Annotated in this window: 17 protein-coding genes; 8 read left to right on the top strand and 9 right to left on the bottom strand. The window is 55.9% G+C overall.

From position 1 onward, the window contains the following. Positions 1-55 precede the first annotated feature (55 nt). Positions 56-376, top strand: a complete 321-nt coding sequence (locus AC2FFB_RS14335; protein WP_496875075.1) for a hypothetical protein — start codon at positions 56-58, stop codon at positions 374-376. Between the two features lie 1,294 nt (positions 377-1,670). Here the strand turns inward: AC2FFB_RS14335 and AC2FFB_RS14330 are convergent. The 4 genes from AC2FFB_RS14330 to AC2FFB_RS14315 form a co-directional block, all read right to left on the bottom strand. Beyond that, entirely contained in the window at positions 1,671-1,808 is a 138-nt protein-coding gene (locus AC2FFB_RS14330; protein ID WP_142638111.1) for an entericidin A/B family lipoprotein, read from the bottom strand. A 76-nt stretch (positions 1,809-1,884) separates the two neighbouring features. Continuing rightward, positions 1,885-2,679, bottom strand: a complete 795-nt coding sequence (locus AC2FFB_RS14325) for a metal ABC transporter permease (protein WP_142638112.1) — start codon at positions 2,677-2,679, stop codon at positions 1,885-1,887. Continuing rightward, a complete protein-coding gene (locus AC2FFB_RS14320; protein ID WP_496875074.1) occupies positions 2,679-3,428 on the bottom strand; it encodes a metal ABC transporter ATP-binding protein in 750 nt (249 codons plus the stop codon). Before AC2FFB_RS14320 ends, AC2FFB_RS14325 begins: the two co-directional genes overlap by 1 nt. Continuing rightward, on the bottom strand, positions 3,425-3,904 hold the full coding sequence (locus AC2FFB_RS14315) for a Fur family transcriptional regulator (RefSeq protein ID WP_142638114.1): 480 nt from the start codon (positions 3,902-3,904) through the stop codon (positions 3,425-3,427). Before AC2FFB_RS14315 ends, AC2FFB_RS14320 begins: the two co-directional genes overlap by 4 nt. 93 nt (positions 3,905-3,997) lie before the next feature. On the opposite strand from AC2FFB_RS14315, the gene AC2FFB_RS14310 reads away from it, so the two are divergent. Beyond that, positions 3,998-5,008, top strand: a complete 1,011-nt coding sequence (locus tag AC2FFB_RS14310; RefSeq protein WP_496875073.1) for a zinc ABC transporter substrate-binding protein — start codon at positions 3,998-4,000, stop codon at positions 5,006-5,008. A gap of 23 nt (positions 5,009-5,031) precedes the next feature. Here the strand turns inward: AC2FFB_RS14310 and AC2FFB_RS14305 are convergent, their stop codons facing one another. Continuing rightward, complete coding sequence (locus AC2FFB_RS14305) at positions 5,032-5,367, bottom strand: ArsR/SmtB family transcription factor (protein ID WP_142638116.1); 336 nt, start codon at positions 5,365-5,367, stop codon at positions 5,032-5,034. A gap of 320 nt (positions 5,368-5,687) precedes the next feature. On the opposite strand from AC2FFB_RS14305, the gene AC2FFB_RS14300 reads away from it, so the two are divergent. The 6 genes from AC2FFB_RS14300 (at position 5,688) to AC2FFB_RS14275 (ending at position 9,453) form a co-directional block, all read left to right on the top strand. Next, entirely contained in the window at positions 5,688-6,320 is a 633-nt protein-coding gene (locus AC2FFB_RS14300) for an ATP-dependent Clp protease proteolytic subunit (protein ID WP_142638117.1), read from the top strand. Positions 6,321-6,452: 132 nt separating this feature from the next. Beyond that, on the top strand, positions 6,453-7,718 hold the full coding sequence (gene clpX / locus AC2FFB_RS14295; RefSeq protein ID WP_142638118.1) for an ATP-dependent Clp protease ATP-binding subunit ClpX: 1,266 nt from the start codon (positions 6,453-6,455) through the stop codon (positions 7,716-7,718). Positions 7,719-7,784: 66 nt separating this feature from the next. Next, the gene (locus AC2FFB_RS14290) at positions 7,785-8,159 is read left to right on the top strand and encodes a Rid family hydrolase (RefSeq protein WP_142638120.1); all 375 of its coding nucleotides are present in this window, start codon (positions 7,785-7,787) and stop codon (positions 8,157-8,159) included. 79 nt (positions 8,160-8,238) lie between these two features. Further along, entirely contained in the window at positions 8,239-8,622 is a 384-nt protein-coding gene (locus tag AC2FFB_RS14285) for an NADH:ubiquinone oxidoreductase subunit NDUFA12 (RefSeq protein ID WP_142638122.1), read from the top strand. 13 nt (positions 8,623-8,635) lie between these two features. After that, on the top strand, positions 8,636-9,088 hold the full coding sequence (mlaD, locus tag AC2FFB_RS14280; RefSeq protein ID WP_496690137.1) for an outer membrane lipid asymmetry maintenance protein MlaD: 453 nt from the start codon (positions 8,636-8,638) through the stop codon (positions 9,086-9,088). Beyond that, positions 9,085-9,453, top strand: coding sequence for a DUF2155 domain-containing protein (locus tag AC2FFB_RS14275; protein ID WP_142638127.1), 369 nt, complete (start codon positions 9,085-9,087; stop codon positions 9,451-9,453). The genes mlaD and AC2FFB_RS14275 overlap by 4 nt, the downstream gene beginning before the upstream one ends. On the opposite strand, the gene aat is transcribed toward AC2FFB_RS14275, so the two are convergent. The 4 genes from aat to AC2FFB_RS14255 form a co-directional block, all read right to left on the bottom strand. Continuing rightward, a complete protein-coding gene (aat, locus tag AC2FFB_RS14270; RefSeq protein ID WP_496694231.1) occupies positions 9,408-10,040 on the bottom strand; it encodes a leucyl/phenylalanyl-tRNA--protein transferase in 633 nt (210 codons plus the stop codon). The genes AC2FFB_RS14275 and aat overlap by 46 nt on opposite strands. Positions 10,041-10,088: 48 nt before the next feature. Next, the gene (gene accC, locus AC2FFB_RS14265) at positions 10,089-11,438 is read right to left on the bottom strand and encodes an acetyl-CoA carboxylase biotin carboxylase subunit (RefSeq protein WP_271950374.1); all 1,350 of its coding nucleotides are present in this window, start codon (positions 11,436-11,438) and stop codon (positions 10,089-10,091) included. 9 nt (positions 11,439-11,447) lie between these two features. Next, a complete protein-coding gene (gene accB, locus AC2FFB_RS14260) occupies positions 11,448-11,939 on the bottom strand; it encodes an acetyl-CoA carboxylase biotin carboxyl carrier protein (RefSeq protein ID WP_281995796.1) in 492 nt (163 codons plus the stop codon). Positions 11,940-12,091: 152 nt separating this feature from the next. Beyond that, positions 12,092-12,628: a helix-turn-helix domain-containing protein gene (locus AC2FFB_RS14255; protein WP_142638135.1), complete on the bottom strand. Its 537-nt coding sequence runs from the start codon at positions 12,626-12,628 to the stop codon at positions 12,092-12,094. Between the last annotated feature and the right edge of the window lie 13 nt (positions 12,629-12,641).

The raw sequence follows: 12,641 nt of genomic DNA, 5'->3' as shown, positions 1-12,641 counted from the left end.
GCATCCCGGCTGGCCTGCTAGAGTTTACGTCGCGGAACCCTAGCAGGAGGCGCAGATGTCCACATCCATGATCCCCTTCATTGCCCTCGGGTCAGCGGGTCTCTATTCCGTTGCCATGGTCGCGATGAAGTTCTGGTGGAAAATCCCCGGCCTGGGGCTTGGCCTGCTGATCGTCGCGACCCTGTTGGCCGGGGCGACGCTCGAACTCGCCGCCCTGCGCAACGAACGGTTGGGCATAATCTATACCGGAATTCTGGGGGCCGAGGTCGTTCTGATCGCCATCGCCTCATTCTTTCTGTTTGGCGAAAACTTCTCGCATCGCGAAGTGTTTGGCATTTCCCTGGTCGTGATCGGCACCGCGCTGGCCTGGGCCTAAGCGCGACAAACTGGTTAGGCTTTTTTAAAGCCTTCATGAAGCTTCCTTTAGGTAAGTTGCAACCGGCCCTCAGCCACCCAATCTGTGTAAAAGGCCAGCGAAAGGCCCAGTACAGGAGGTGAGCCAGTGACAGCAAATTCAACTATCGAAGCGGTAAATGCCCCTTCATTTAGGTTGGCTGCGTGGGCTGGCGCAAGATCCTTGGGCTGTATGTAATCTTGAATTTGCGTAGCCTGCGCGATCGAACGAGTTCCGGGCTCGTCTCTGGTCTCCAGGTGAACTGAAGCGTCTCTGGTCCGGTTGGAATTTAGGGGGTACTGGCTGCGAATTGCCGCAGCGCTTAGTAGGTAACCCAACCGGGTCGGAGCGCTTCTCAAATTCAGAACAGGCTTTCAGCGCAAAATGCGAGCAGGTGGCCCTGATTGGTCAGAAAATGCCTCGGTCCTCGGAGGCCGTGGCCAAAGAGCGACCCGTTCACGGCGGGTTTGATTCGAAATATCAGGGATCGGATCGGCGCAATCGCTCACCAAAACCCCCAGAAGGGTCGTGCAGCCCGTTTGCGCCTGCAGAAAGAGTCCAAAATCCCGGGCCAAGCACGCAATTTCACTTGTCCAATCGCAACTCTGCGCAGGAACGTAAAATCTAGAGTTATCCACATTACTCTCCAGCGAGATATCAACAGTTTATCCCCGACTATTTTTTATGCTGCAGTGCTATTTTCTTGCCCGTTTATGACCGCGATGTAACAGTCAGGTTACCGCAGAGGTTCTTAGGATCCTGGGTGGGACGCAAAGGCCAAGGGGGTCGCTGCGGTGAAGGGAAATCTTAGGATTTTGTTCTACTGCAAAGACTTACCGGTGCGTGATCCGCTGATTTGGGCGTCAAGTTTGAAACAGGTGATCAAGCTCTCAGAAGGTTAATGCGTGCTGTGCGGGGCCCTCGGGCTCTGTTCAGCGGCTGTGGCCCCTTAGGGGGACAAAGCAACTGGATCGGGGCGTCCCTCGGGCGTGTCGAACCGGTAAGGCGTCAGGGGTGCCCTATGGGCACATGCAAAGACCGCGTCTGCGCACCTGACGCCTTTTCCTTTTTCCGGGCCCCGGATTCATACAGGCAGCGATTTAATTCCCCCTAAAACGGGAACGGGGTTCTTGCGTTTAAGCAAGAACCCCGTGATCGTGTCAGAAATGCAATGCCGCGTCTATGCACCTGTGTCCGCAAGGATAGCGGGTCCGGGTGCAGAGAGCAACTATATCTTGTATGTCGCCCGATCTTGATCGCTACATTCCGAATGGAATCAGATGTTTTCCTGAACCTCGGTGGCTGCGCCCTGAATTGCGTCACCTGCTTTTTCAATATCTTTACCGGCGCCTTTAGCGGTTTCACATGCGGCGAGTGTGCAAAGGGCCAGTCCAATAAGTGCGGCTCGGATCATAGGTCTCTCCTTTTGTATAAGTCCCGATTTTCGTAGCAGTTTTGCTAATGGTGAACCAGAGTTTTGAACCGGCATTCTATTCTTTACGAAAAAGTGGCCCGATGGCTGCTGTCACCAGAAAGATCACAGCTGCGGCGCAGACGATGCTGGGCCCGGCCGGAGTGTCGGCAAGATACGCACCGCACAGCCCGACAAGGGCGGCAGCTGATCCGATGATTGCGGCCCCGAATGCCATATTTTCAGGTGTTTTCACCAAAGATCGTGCACCGGCTGCCGGGATGACGAGCAGGGCGGCAATCAACAGAACCCCTACCACTTTGATTGCCACGGCAACGGCCAGCGCCATGGTCAGCGTCAACCACACCTCCTCGCGCTTAGGGTCAATGCCGGATGCATAGGCCATGTCCGGGTTCAGCGTGGCGACAAGTAGGGCTGACCAGCGCCAGATCATGACTGCCAGGATCAACGCGCCGCCGCCCCAAATGGTTGCCAAATCGCCTTTGGTGACAGCCAGGATATCACCAAACAGAAAGGCATTTAAATCCAGCCGGACGTCGGACAGCAAGGCGACGGTGACTAGCCCTGCGGCCAGGGCTGTATGCGCTATTACGCCTAGTAATGTATCCATCGCCAACCCCTTGCCACGCAAAAGCGTGACGGTAAGCCCCATGGCAAGCGCTGACGCCACAATCGACGGCAGCATCGGAAGCGAAAATGCCAGAGACAGTGCCACACCCAGAACAGCCGCGTGCGCTGTGGCCTCGCCCAGATAGGCCATCCGGCGCCATACCACAAAGCACCCCAAAGGGGCCGCCGCGAGTGCAACGCCAATACCCGCCAGCGCCGCACGAACCATAAAATCGTCTAACATCAGTTGGTTGTTTCCTGGTCGTGGTGGTGGTCATGGTCGTGCGAATGGCTGTGTTGATGTTGGTAAAGGGCCATCATGCCCTTGGTTCCGCTGCCAAATAAGGCCCGGTATTCAGGTGCGTCCGCGACGGTATGAGGCGACCCCTCGCAGCATATATGTCCGTTCAGACATAGCACACGGTCTGAGGCCGCCATGACAACGTGCAGATCGTGACTGACCATCACGATCGCGCAACCAAGGTCGTGTCTGACCTGCTCAATGCGTTGATAGAAGGCAGCTGCACCCGGTTGATCCAGGCCTTGCGTTGCTTCATCCAAAAGCAAGACCTGAGGATCATCAAGGAGTGCGCGCGCCAGCAGAACTCGTTGAAATTGACCGCCCGAAAGCTGGGTCATTTGCCGGTTGCGCAGATCCGGGACGCCCGCTCGTTCTAGTGCATCCAGCGCTTTGCGGGCCGAGATCCGTTTGGGTAAGCCCAGGAAACGTTGCACGGTCATCGGAAAAGCGGCGTCCAAAGCCAGTTTTTGCGGGACATAACCGATGCGCAGGCCGGGCGCGCGGCTTACCTGGCCTTCTGATGGGGTAATGGCCCCAATGATCGCCCGTAAAAGAGTCGACTTACCAGATCCGTTGGGCCCCACAATGGTCACGATCTCTGCTTCGGAAACTGCCGCATTCACATGTTCAAGGATCGTGCGGCCGTCGATCCGAATGGACATGTTTTTCAATGAAATAAGAGGGGTATTCATGCCGCCGACCCTACACATTCGGGACATAGGCCCTCGGCCTCGACCACTACTCGTTCGATTTGAAACCCCGAGGTGTTCGCCGCAGCGCCCAATCGACCCTGTGTCAGCTCGGTTTCCGTTTCAGCCACTGCTTTGCAGGACCTGCAGATCAGAAACGCGGGGACATGGTCATGGGTCGGGTGGGCGCAGGCTGTATAGGCATTCAGTTGCTCGATACGATGCACGAACCCGTTTTGCACAAGGAAATCCAGTGCACGATACGCGACCGGAGGTTGCGACCCGAGCCCTTCTGCAGCTAGCACAGCCAGAATGTCATATGCGCCCATTGCCCGGTGCTTTTCCAACAGGATCTCAAGAACACGGCGTCGGACAGTGGTGAATTGCAGGCGCTTTGTTCTGCACTTGTTTTCGGCCTGAGACAGCGCAGTGTGAACGCAGTGGGCGTGATCGTGTTGTCTGAATCCAACAGTGCTCATGGCGGGACTCCAATGATTTTCGACTTGATATGTAATAACGTCCGGATTAACAAGCGTACAACGAATGTAATAACATATCATTTCGGAGGGAATATGTTCCGACCCACACTGTATTTGTTCTCAATCGCGTTTGCAGGCCAAGCTATTGCTGAAGCGCCAAGCGTGGCCGTCGATATTGCGCCTGTTCATTCGCTGGTCGCCCGTGTGATGGATGGCGTGGGTGAGCCCAGTCTGATCATTCCGCCCGGGGCGTCACCTCATGATCACGCTATGCGGCCTTCTGAGGCGCGGTCTTTACAGTCCGCCGAGATCGTATTCTGGACTGGAGAAGAGCTGACCCCTTGGCTGGCTAAACCCTTGGGTGCGCTGTCGCCGGATGCACTGCACGTCTCTTTGTTGGATGCCGATGGAACAATTCTCTATGAATTCCGGGATGCGACCGATCATGATGACCATGATGACCATGATGACCATGCGGATCATGATGGCCACGACGATCACGCGGATTACGACGATCATGCGGGTCATGACGATCACGACGACCATGCGGGCCATGCAGACGACCATGGCCATGATCACGAAGGGGTTGACCCCCACGCCTGGCTGGATCCCGAAAATGCACGTATCTGGGTTCAGGTAATTGCCGCAACGCTCTCAGAGGCGGACCCTGAAAACGCCGATGTTTATCAGCAGAACGCGGCGACCGCAGATCGGGAACTGGTTGAACTGAAAGAAAAAATTATTACAGATCTGACAGATATGCAGACGCTGTCATTCATAACGTTTCATGATGCCTATCAGTATTTCGAAAAGCGATTTGGGCTGGAGTCATCCGGCGCAGTCAGTCTTGGCGATGCGTCCTCTCCCGGGCCGGCGCGATTGGCGGCTTTGCGTGAAAAGGTTGAGCATGAAGGAATTGTTTGTGCCTTTTCCGAGCCGCAATTTGACACAAGGCTGGTGCGGACAGCGATCGAAGGAACCGGGGCCACGATCTTTGAATTGGATCCCGTAGGCGTTAGTTTTGACACGGGAATTTCGCACTATGATAGTTTGCTAATGGCCATGTCCGCCGGCTATCAAGACTGTTCCAAAAGTAAGTCGTAAGTAGCTGGCATAGCGGATTGCTCTTATTCTTCGTTGCAAAAGAGTTCGTAGACAACCTCTAACATCCGGCGTGGCCGTTCATCGGCCAGTCTATAAAAGATCGCCTTGCCTTCGCGGCGAGGCGTCACCAACCCTTCAAGTCGCAACCGCGACAGTTGTTGCGAAACAGCGGCTTGCCGCGCCGAAAGCAGCTCTTCCAGTTCTGTTACTGACTTTTCTCCCGATACCAGGTGGCACAGGATCATGAGACGCCCTTCGTGGCTGATGGCCTTGAGAAAATTTGCAGCATGCGTTGCGTTCTCAACCATTTTGTCGAAATTTTCCGGAGATGTTTCCTGTGAAAGTTGTGGAAGGGCCATCCTCTGTTTCCTTACCAGCCCACACTTTGGGCGCCTGTTTGTGTTGCTGCCTGGAGAAGGTCGCAAGTCAGCTAGTTATGAACATTTACTCTCATATGCATGAACCAAAATGAGGTGAGGGGAAAAGGGGAACTTGTGAGAGTTCGACGCAGATTTCGACTTTGAAGAGCGTATCGCTTTAGTCACCGCTGAATATCAATTTGCATTTGCAGGGCATGAAGTTTCCTGCACCCCTTGCAGCCCCACTGTGGCGATACTAAGACTCAGGTAACAGATTTTCGGGTAGTGTCCCGATCCATAGCAAAGCAGGCAGGTTTCTTATGTTCGATCCCGTTGACACATACATGAACACGCTTGTCCCAATGGTCGTTGAGCAGACCAGCAGGGGTGAGCGCGCATATGATATCTTCTCGCGCCTTCTGAAAGAGCGGATCATCTTTATCAACGGCCCGATCCACGACGGGATGAGCCATCTTGTGGTTGCTCAGCTGCTGCACCTTGAGGCGGAGAACCCGAACAAGGAAATCTCGATCTACATCAACTCGCCGGGTGGCGTGGTCACCAGCGGTTTGTCGATTTACGACACAATGCAGTATATCAAACCGAAATGTTCCACATTGGTGATCGGTCAAGCGGCCTCGATGGGGTCGGTTCTGCTGGCCGGTGGTGAGAAGGGCATGCGCTTTTCCCTGCCGAACAGCCGCATCATGGTGCACCAGCCCAGTGGCGGATATCAGGGGCAGGCAAGCGATATCATGATCCACGCAGCTGAGACGCAAAAGCTGAAGGATCGCCTGTATGATATCTATGTACGCCATACTGGACAGACCAAAAAGGCTGTTGAAAAGGCGCTGGACCGTGACAACTTCATGAGCCCGGAAGAGGCTAAGGAATGGGGTCACATAGACGAGATCGTTGAAAACCGCGCCAAGATGAGCGGCGAAGAGGGCTAAGCCCAGACCCCTCGTGTCGCCGATACGGGGGGTATTTTGAGATTGTAGCCGCCACAGTGCTGGCCTAAGCTGCACGAACAGGCGCAAGCGCGGCCCCGCAAGGGGCATAGGATGGAGCCCGAAAGGTAGATCATGGCGACGAATTCAGGCGGTGACGGCAAAAACACGCTCTACTGCAGCTTCTGTGGCAAAAGCCAGCATGAGGTGCGTAAGCTGATTGCAGGTCCGACCGTGTTCATCTGTGATGAATGCGTCGAGCTGTGTATGGACATCATCCGCGAAGAGACGAAAGCCAACGGGCTGAAATCTTCTGACGGAGTGCCGACGCCGAAAGACATCTGCGAAGTTCTGGACGATTATGTGATCGGTCAGGCTACGGCCAAGCGGGTTCTGTCAGTAGCGGTTCACAACCACTATAAACGATTGAATCACGCTCAGAAGGCCGGCAGCGATATCGAGCTGGCCAAATCCAACATCCTGTTGATCGGCCCGACAGGCTGCGGCAAGACGTTGTTGGCGCAAACTCTGGCGCGCATTCTGGATGTGCCCTTTACCATGGCCGATGCGACCACGCTGACCGAAGCCGGTTATGTGGGCGAGGATGTCGAAAATATCATCCTCAAACTGTTGCAGGCCAGCGAATACAATGTCGAACGCGCGCAGCGCGGCATCGTTTACATCGATGAGGTCGACAAGATCACGCGCAAATCCGAGAATCCCTCGATTACGCGCGACGTGTCGGGCGAGGGCGTGCAGCAGGCGCTGCTGAAGCTGATGGAAGGCACCGTCGCCAGTGTTCCGCCGCAAGGTGGACGCAAGCATCCGCAGCAGGAATTCCTGCAAGTGGACACGACGAATATCCTGTTCATCTGCGGTGGTGCCTTTGCGGGTCTGGATAGAATTATCGCACAGCGCGGCAAAGGCTCGGCCATGGGCTTTGGTGCCGATGTGCGGGACAATGATGACCGCGGCGTGGGTGAGATTTTCAAAGAGCTGGAGCCTGAAGACCTGCTGAAATTCGGTCTGATCCCGGAATTTGTCGGACGTCTGCCAGTTCTGGCCACGCTTGAAGATCTCGACGAGGATGCGCTGGTCACCATTCTGACCAAACCCAAGAACGCGCTGGTCAAACAGTATCAGCGTCTGTTCGAACTGGAAGATGCCGAGCTGGGCTTTACCGACGATGCGCTCAAGGCTATCGCCAAACGCGCCATTGAACGGAAGACCGGTGCACGCGGGCTGCGCTCGATCCTTGAAGACATCCTTCTGGACACGATGTTCGAATTGCCTGGCATGAAGAACGTGACCGAAGTTGTCGTTAACGAAGAGGCTGTATCCTCGGACAAGCAGCCGCTGATCATCTATGCGGATGCGGCGGAATCAGCTTCGGCCGGGTAATCACTGAATTTGAATTACAACAGATGGCGCGGTGATCCCGCGCCATTTTGTGTTTGGGAGGGCAGGATGACGATAAGGCGAATTTCCTCGGGCGGTCAATATGAGGCCAAAGTCGGCTATTGCCGGGCAGTGGTTGCAAACGGTTTTGTTTTTGTTGCCGGAACCTGCGCACAAGGCGAAATCATTCCCAAAGATATCGTCGGACAGTGCAAATCCGCGCTGCAGGCGATTGAAAAGGCCTTGGATGAGGCTGGATCAAATTTGGCGCATGTGGTTCGGGTAAACTACTACCTTCCGGACATGTCGGAATTTGAACTGTGCTGGCCCTTGCTGGTTGAGGCATTTGGTGAAAACCCGCCGGCGGCGACAGTGACCGAATGCAACCTGATCACGCCAGAGGACCGCATCGAGATTGAAGTGACCGCAGTTTTGCCGGATTAATGCGCAACGTTACCCTAGCACTGGACCTTGGCGGACCTTTGGTCCATATCTGCAGAGACAAAAATGCCGGAGGCAGCCGATGGGAATCCTGAACAGTCTTTTGCGCGCCGTGACCTGGTGGAACGGGGCCACCCTGAACACCCAGATTTACACCGCGCGCAAAGGCGTGAAAGTCGGTGAAGATAATGAAGGCAATATATTTTATCGTACCGCGGATGACAGCAGGCGTTGGGTGATCTTCAACGGCGAGGCCGAGGCCAGCAGGGTTGATCCCGATTGGCACGGTTGGTTGCACCGCACCTGGGACGAACCGCCAACCGACAAACCTCTGGCACATAAATCCTGGGAAAAACCGCATCAGGAAAACCTGACAGGAACCGCGCTTGCTTATGCACCGGCGGGGTCTTTGCGCCGCCCGGATCCGGTCGAGCGTTCGGATTATGAGGCCTGGAACCCGGAATAAGACGAGGCGAGCAATGTCATCTTACAAAGTTTCAGAAGTTTTGGTCGGAGGCGCCGTCCTGGCCGGGGCAATAGCGTTTGGCGTCTATGCGAGCCAGTCGACAGGCCTGTCCCAGGGCGGTTCTGGTTATGAGCTTAACGCCTCTTTCCGCTCGCTCGAAGGCGTCGGCGTCGGAACGGACGTGCGGCTTGCAGGGGTCAAAATCGGCACCGTGACAGGGGTGACCCTGAACCCGGAAACCTACCGGGCGGACACGACTTTTGCGATTTCTGATGGAATTTTGGTCCCCGATGACAGTGCTATCGTGATCTCATCCGAAGGGTTGCTGGGTGGTAACTTTGTAGAAGTCATGCCAGGCGGATCGCCCTTTAACTTTGAACCGGGCGATCAGGTCGAGGATACACAGGGCGCAGTCAGCCTGATTTCGCTTTTGGTTAAGTTCGTCGCCGGAGATGGCGGCGAATGAAGCGATATGCTCTGATCGCGGCAATACTGGCAGCCTCTGGGGTAGCGGCACAGCAAAAGGTTCAATCCGGACCGGGTGCAATGCTCAGAGGGCTGGATAAGGTCAATGGACAGACCGTTGATGTCGAACTGCAAAACGGCCAATCCAAGACCGTCTTTGGGCTGGATGTCGCGCTGGGTGATTGCCGCTATCCTGCAGATAACCCAACAGGGGACGCGTTTGCCTACCTGACCATTTGGGAACAAGGCGGAACGGATCAGCTGTTTGACGGGTGGATGATTGCCACATCGCCAGCCCTGAATGCGCTTGATCATTCGCGCTATGACGTCTGGGTGATCCGCTGTATCACGCCATCCGGCGATTGATCGAGATCAGCAGAGAAATCTGCTGCAATAGTCACTGCCTCTTCCAGCGCGTTCCGATACTGTGCCCGCGGCACCTCGATCGCGCCGAGCGAGGCGAGATGCGCGGTTAAAAACTGCGTATCGAACAATTTGAACCCGCAGGACCGCAATCGGTCGACCAGATATGCCAGTGCAATTTTTGAGGCATCCTTGCGTCGGGAAAACATGCTTTCGCCAAAGAAGGCAGCGCCAAGAGTAACGCCATAAACGCCCCCAACCAAATTCCGACCGTCCCAGATTTCCAGTGAATGGGCGTGACCGGATTGGTTCAGCTTATGGTAAAGGGTGCGAAGTTCCTGATTGATCCAGGTATCCGTGCGATCAGCGCAGCCATCAACAACGCCGGCAAAATCCCTGTTGATTGACACCGTGTACCCACAGTTCCGAATCCTGCGGGCCAAGCTGCGTGAGATGTGGAAACCGTCCAGAGGGAAGATGCCGCGAAACTTAGGATCAACCCAGAACAGGTCCGGATCATCGCGATGTTCAGCCATCGGGAAGATACCGATGGAATATCCATGGAGCAGTAATTCCGGGGAAAGGCTCATGCCAGGCGCCTCAGGGTCGGAAAGCGGTAGCCCTCCGACCCAGCAGAGTTAGTCGGCCATATTCTCCGCAAGCCAGTGCTCCAGCCAGTGGATGTTATAATCACCGCTTTGGACGTCACTTTCTTGCAGAAGTGCGTGGAACAAGGGAACCGTCGTGTCGATTCCGTCCACGATCAACTCTCCCAATGCGCGTTCCAGACGGGCCAGTGCTTCGGGTCGGTCGCGGCCCTGCACGATCAGTTTGGCGATCAGTGAGTCGTAGTAGGGCGGGATCGTGTACCCGTCATACAACGCTGAATCCATCCGCACACCCAGACCGCCCGGCGCATGGTAGGCCGAGATTTTTCCGGGGCAGGGTGAGAAGTTTGGCAATTTCTCGGCGTTGATCCGAACCTCGATGGCGTGACCATTGATTTTCAGATCATCCTGACCGAATGACATTGGCTGACCAGCGGCAACGCGGATTTGTTCGCGCACCAGATCTACGCCAAAGATGCCCTCAGTGACCGGGTGCTCGACCTGTAGGCGGGTGTTCATCTCGATGAAATAGAAGTCGCCATTTTCGTACAGAAATTCGATCGTACCTGCACCGATATAGTTGATCTTGGCAACCGCATCGGCACAGACCTTACCGATCCTTGCGCGTTCTTCGGGGGTGATGCAGGGGCCGGGTGCCTCTTCGAATACCTTTTGGTGGCGGCGCTGCAGGGAACAGTCGCGCTCGCCCAGATGAACCGCTTGGCCCTTGCCATCGCCAAAGACCTGAATCTCGATGTGGCGCGGCGTGGTCAGGTATTTCTCAATATAGACCTCGTCATTACCAAAGGCGGCTTTGCCTTCGGCGCGCGCGGTCATAAAGGCGCTTTCCATCTCATCCGCACTCATCGCGACTTTCATGCCGCGTCCGCCGCCACCGGCGGTGGCCTTGATGATTACAGGATAGCCGAATTCTTCACCGATCCGCTTGGCTGCGGCCAGATCCGGCACGCCACCATCTGAACCAGGCACACAGGGAACGCCCAAGGCCTTCATCGTGTCCTTGGCGGTGATCTTGTCCCCCATCACGCGGATATGCTCAGCGGTGGGGCCAATGAAGGTGATGTCGTGATCTTCGACGATCTGCACAAACTCGGCATTTTCAGACAAAAAGCCGTAGCCCGGGTGGATCGCCTGGGCGCCAGTGATCTCGCAGGCTGAGATGATCGCAGGCACCGACAGATAGCTTTGAGGGCTGGGCGGGGGGCCGATACAGACCGATTCGTCCGCCATGCGTACATGCATCGCGTCACTGTCTGCGGTTGAATGGACGGCGACTGTCTTAATCCCCATCTCGCGTGCGGCGCGGATGACGCGCAGGGCGATCTCGCCTCGGTTGGCAATCAGGATCTTGTCGAACATGGGGCCGCCCTACTCAACAATGACCAGAGGAGTGCCGAATTCCACAGCATCGCCATCACCCACCAAAATACGCTTGATAGTGCCGGATTTAGGCGCGTGGATGTGGTTCATGGTTTTCATCGCTTCGACGATCAGCAGCGTGTCGCCTTCGGAAACACTGGCACCGACGGAGATGAAGGACGGCGCACCCGGCTCGGGCTGCATGTACACGGTGCCGACCATGGGCGAAGTCACAGCGCCCGGATGGCTGGCTGGATCGTCACTTGCTGCGGGTGCTTCAGCTGCTGCAGGTGCGGCTGCCGGGGCTGCGGCTGGCGCGGCCGCCGGGACCGCAACCTGGACCGGAGCGGCGACGGGTGACATGCGGCTAACGCGTACGTTCAAGCTGTCATCTTCGCCATAATCACGCTTTACCTGCAACTCGGTCAGGTCGTTTTCCCGCAGCAGTTCGGCCAGTGCCTTGATAAACGCCACATCCGCTTCGTGTTTGGTATCTGTCATGAGTGTCCTCGACGGTTCCCCTTTGGCCCGTCTGTTTCGCGCGGGCTTTGGTCTGATTACGCAGCGTTATAAGCTAAGCGTACGGCCATGAAAAGCACAGTCTCGGCCTGTCAGATGGGGGTTTTGCTGAAGATTACCAGTGGTAAACAGCGTTACAGCGGCATTCCGGAGAGTTTCGCAACCAGTTCAGGCAGTTTACGTGCCCCGAATTTTTCAAGCAGCCGCGCACGGTAGGCTTCGATTGTACGATAGCTCAGGTTCAGTTCCGCACCGATTTCCTTGGCCGACAAGCCCTTGCAGGACAGAATGGCAACCTCGCGCTCACGGCTGGTTAGCTCGACCAGAGGGCGTTCCTCTGAAATATCCGAAAAACTCCAGATGCCATGGCGGAATGGATCTTCAGGCGTTAGCGAACGTCCGCGCGCGCGGCACCAGAATAAGTCGCTATCGCGGCGACGCATGACCCTCTCATCCGTGTAATATCCGGTGTCGCGCATGATTTGCAGGCTCCGTGCGCCGATACGTTCCCAATCTGCGACAGAAGGGTAGAGGTGTAGCAGGGGCATGTTGCGGTAATCGGCCTCTTCACCGCCGAAAGTGCGTGCGAACTGCAGATTGCACCGGCGGATCACGCGGTTCTCCAACTCGACCAATCCGATCGGCGCATATTCAAAGGCTGGGTCGCTCATATGTCCATGGTGC

The sequence above is a fragment of the Ruegeria sp. YTSA219 genome (assembly GCF_059609985.1).
The sequence above is the reverse complement of the archived record's forward strand: the minus strand, read 5'-3'. Positions and strand labels throughout refer to the sequence as shown.

Excerpts from the sequence above, each read along its gene's own strand:
- AC2FFB_RS14305 (WP_142638116.1), bottom strand. The coding sequence starts at position 5,367 with ATGGCCCTTCCACAACTTTCACAGGAAACATCTCCGGAAAATTTCGAC.
- accC (WP_271950374.1), bottom strand. The coding sequence starts at position 11,438 with ATGTTCGACAAGATCCTGATTGCCAACCGAGGCGAGATCGCCCTGCGC.
- AC2FFB_RS14300 (WP_142638117.1), top strand. The coding sequence starts at position 5,688 with ATGTTCGATCCCGTTGACACATACATGAACACGCTTGTCCCAATGGTC.
- AC2FFB_RS14325 (WP_142638112.1), bottom strand. The coding sequence starts at position 2,679 with ATGTTAGACGATTTTATGGTTCGTGCGGCGCTGGCGGGTATTGGCGTT.
- AC2FFB_RS14335 (WP_496875075.1), top strand. The coding sequence starts at position 56 with ATGTCCACATCCATGATCCCCTTCATTGCCCTCGGGTCAGCGGGTCTC.
- AC2FFB_RS14320 (WP_496875074.1), bottom strand. The coding sequence starts at position 3,428 with ATGAATACCCCTCTTATTTCATTGAAAAACATGTCCATTCGGATCGAC.
- AC2FFB_RS14315 (WP_142638114.1), bottom strand. The coding sequence starts at position 3,904 with ATGAGCACTGTTGGATTCAGACAACACGATCACGCCCACTGCGTTCAC.
- AC2FFB_RS14275 (WP_142638127.1), top strand. The coding sequence starts at position 9,085 with ATGAAGCGATATGCTCTGATCGCGGCAATACTGGCAGCCTCTGGGGTA.
- aat (WP_496694231.1), bottom strand. The coding sequence starts at position 10,040 with ATGAGCCTTTCCCCGGAATTACTGCTCCATGGATATTCCATCGGTATC.
- clpX (WP_142638118.1), top strand. The coding sequence starts at position 6,453 with ATGGCGACGAATTCAGGCGGTGACGGCAAAAACACGCTCTACTGCAGC.
- mlaD (WP_496690137.1), top strand. The coding sequence starts at position 8,636 with ATGTCATCTTACAAAGTTTCAGAAGTTTTGGTCGGAGGCGCCGTCCTG.
- AC2FFB_RS14310 (WP_496875073.1), top strand. The coding sequence starts at position 3,998 with ATGTTCCGACCCACACTGTATTTGTTCTCAATCGCGTTTGCAGGCCAA.
- AC2FFB_RS14255 (WP_142638135.1), bottom strand. The coding sequence starts at position 12,628 with ATGAGCGACCCAGCCTTTGAATATGCGCCGATCGGATTGGTCGAGTTG.
- AC2FFB_RS14285 (WP_142638122.1), top strand. The coding sequence starts at position 8,239 with ATGGGAATCCTGAACAGTCTTTTGCGCGCCGTGACCTGGTGGAACGGG.
- AC2FFB_RS14330 (WP_142638111.1), bottom strand. The coding sequence starts at position 1,808 with ATGATCCGAGCCGCACTTATTGGACTGGCCCTTTGCACACTCGCCGCA.
- accB (WP_281995796.1), bottom strand. The coding sequence starts at position 11,939 with ATGACAGATACCAAACACGAAGCGGATGTGGCGTTTATCAAGGCACTG.
- AC2FFB_RS14290 (WP_142638120.1), top strand. The coding sequence starts at position 7,785 with ATGACGATAAGGCGAATTTCCTCGGGCGGTCAATATGAGGCCAAAGTC.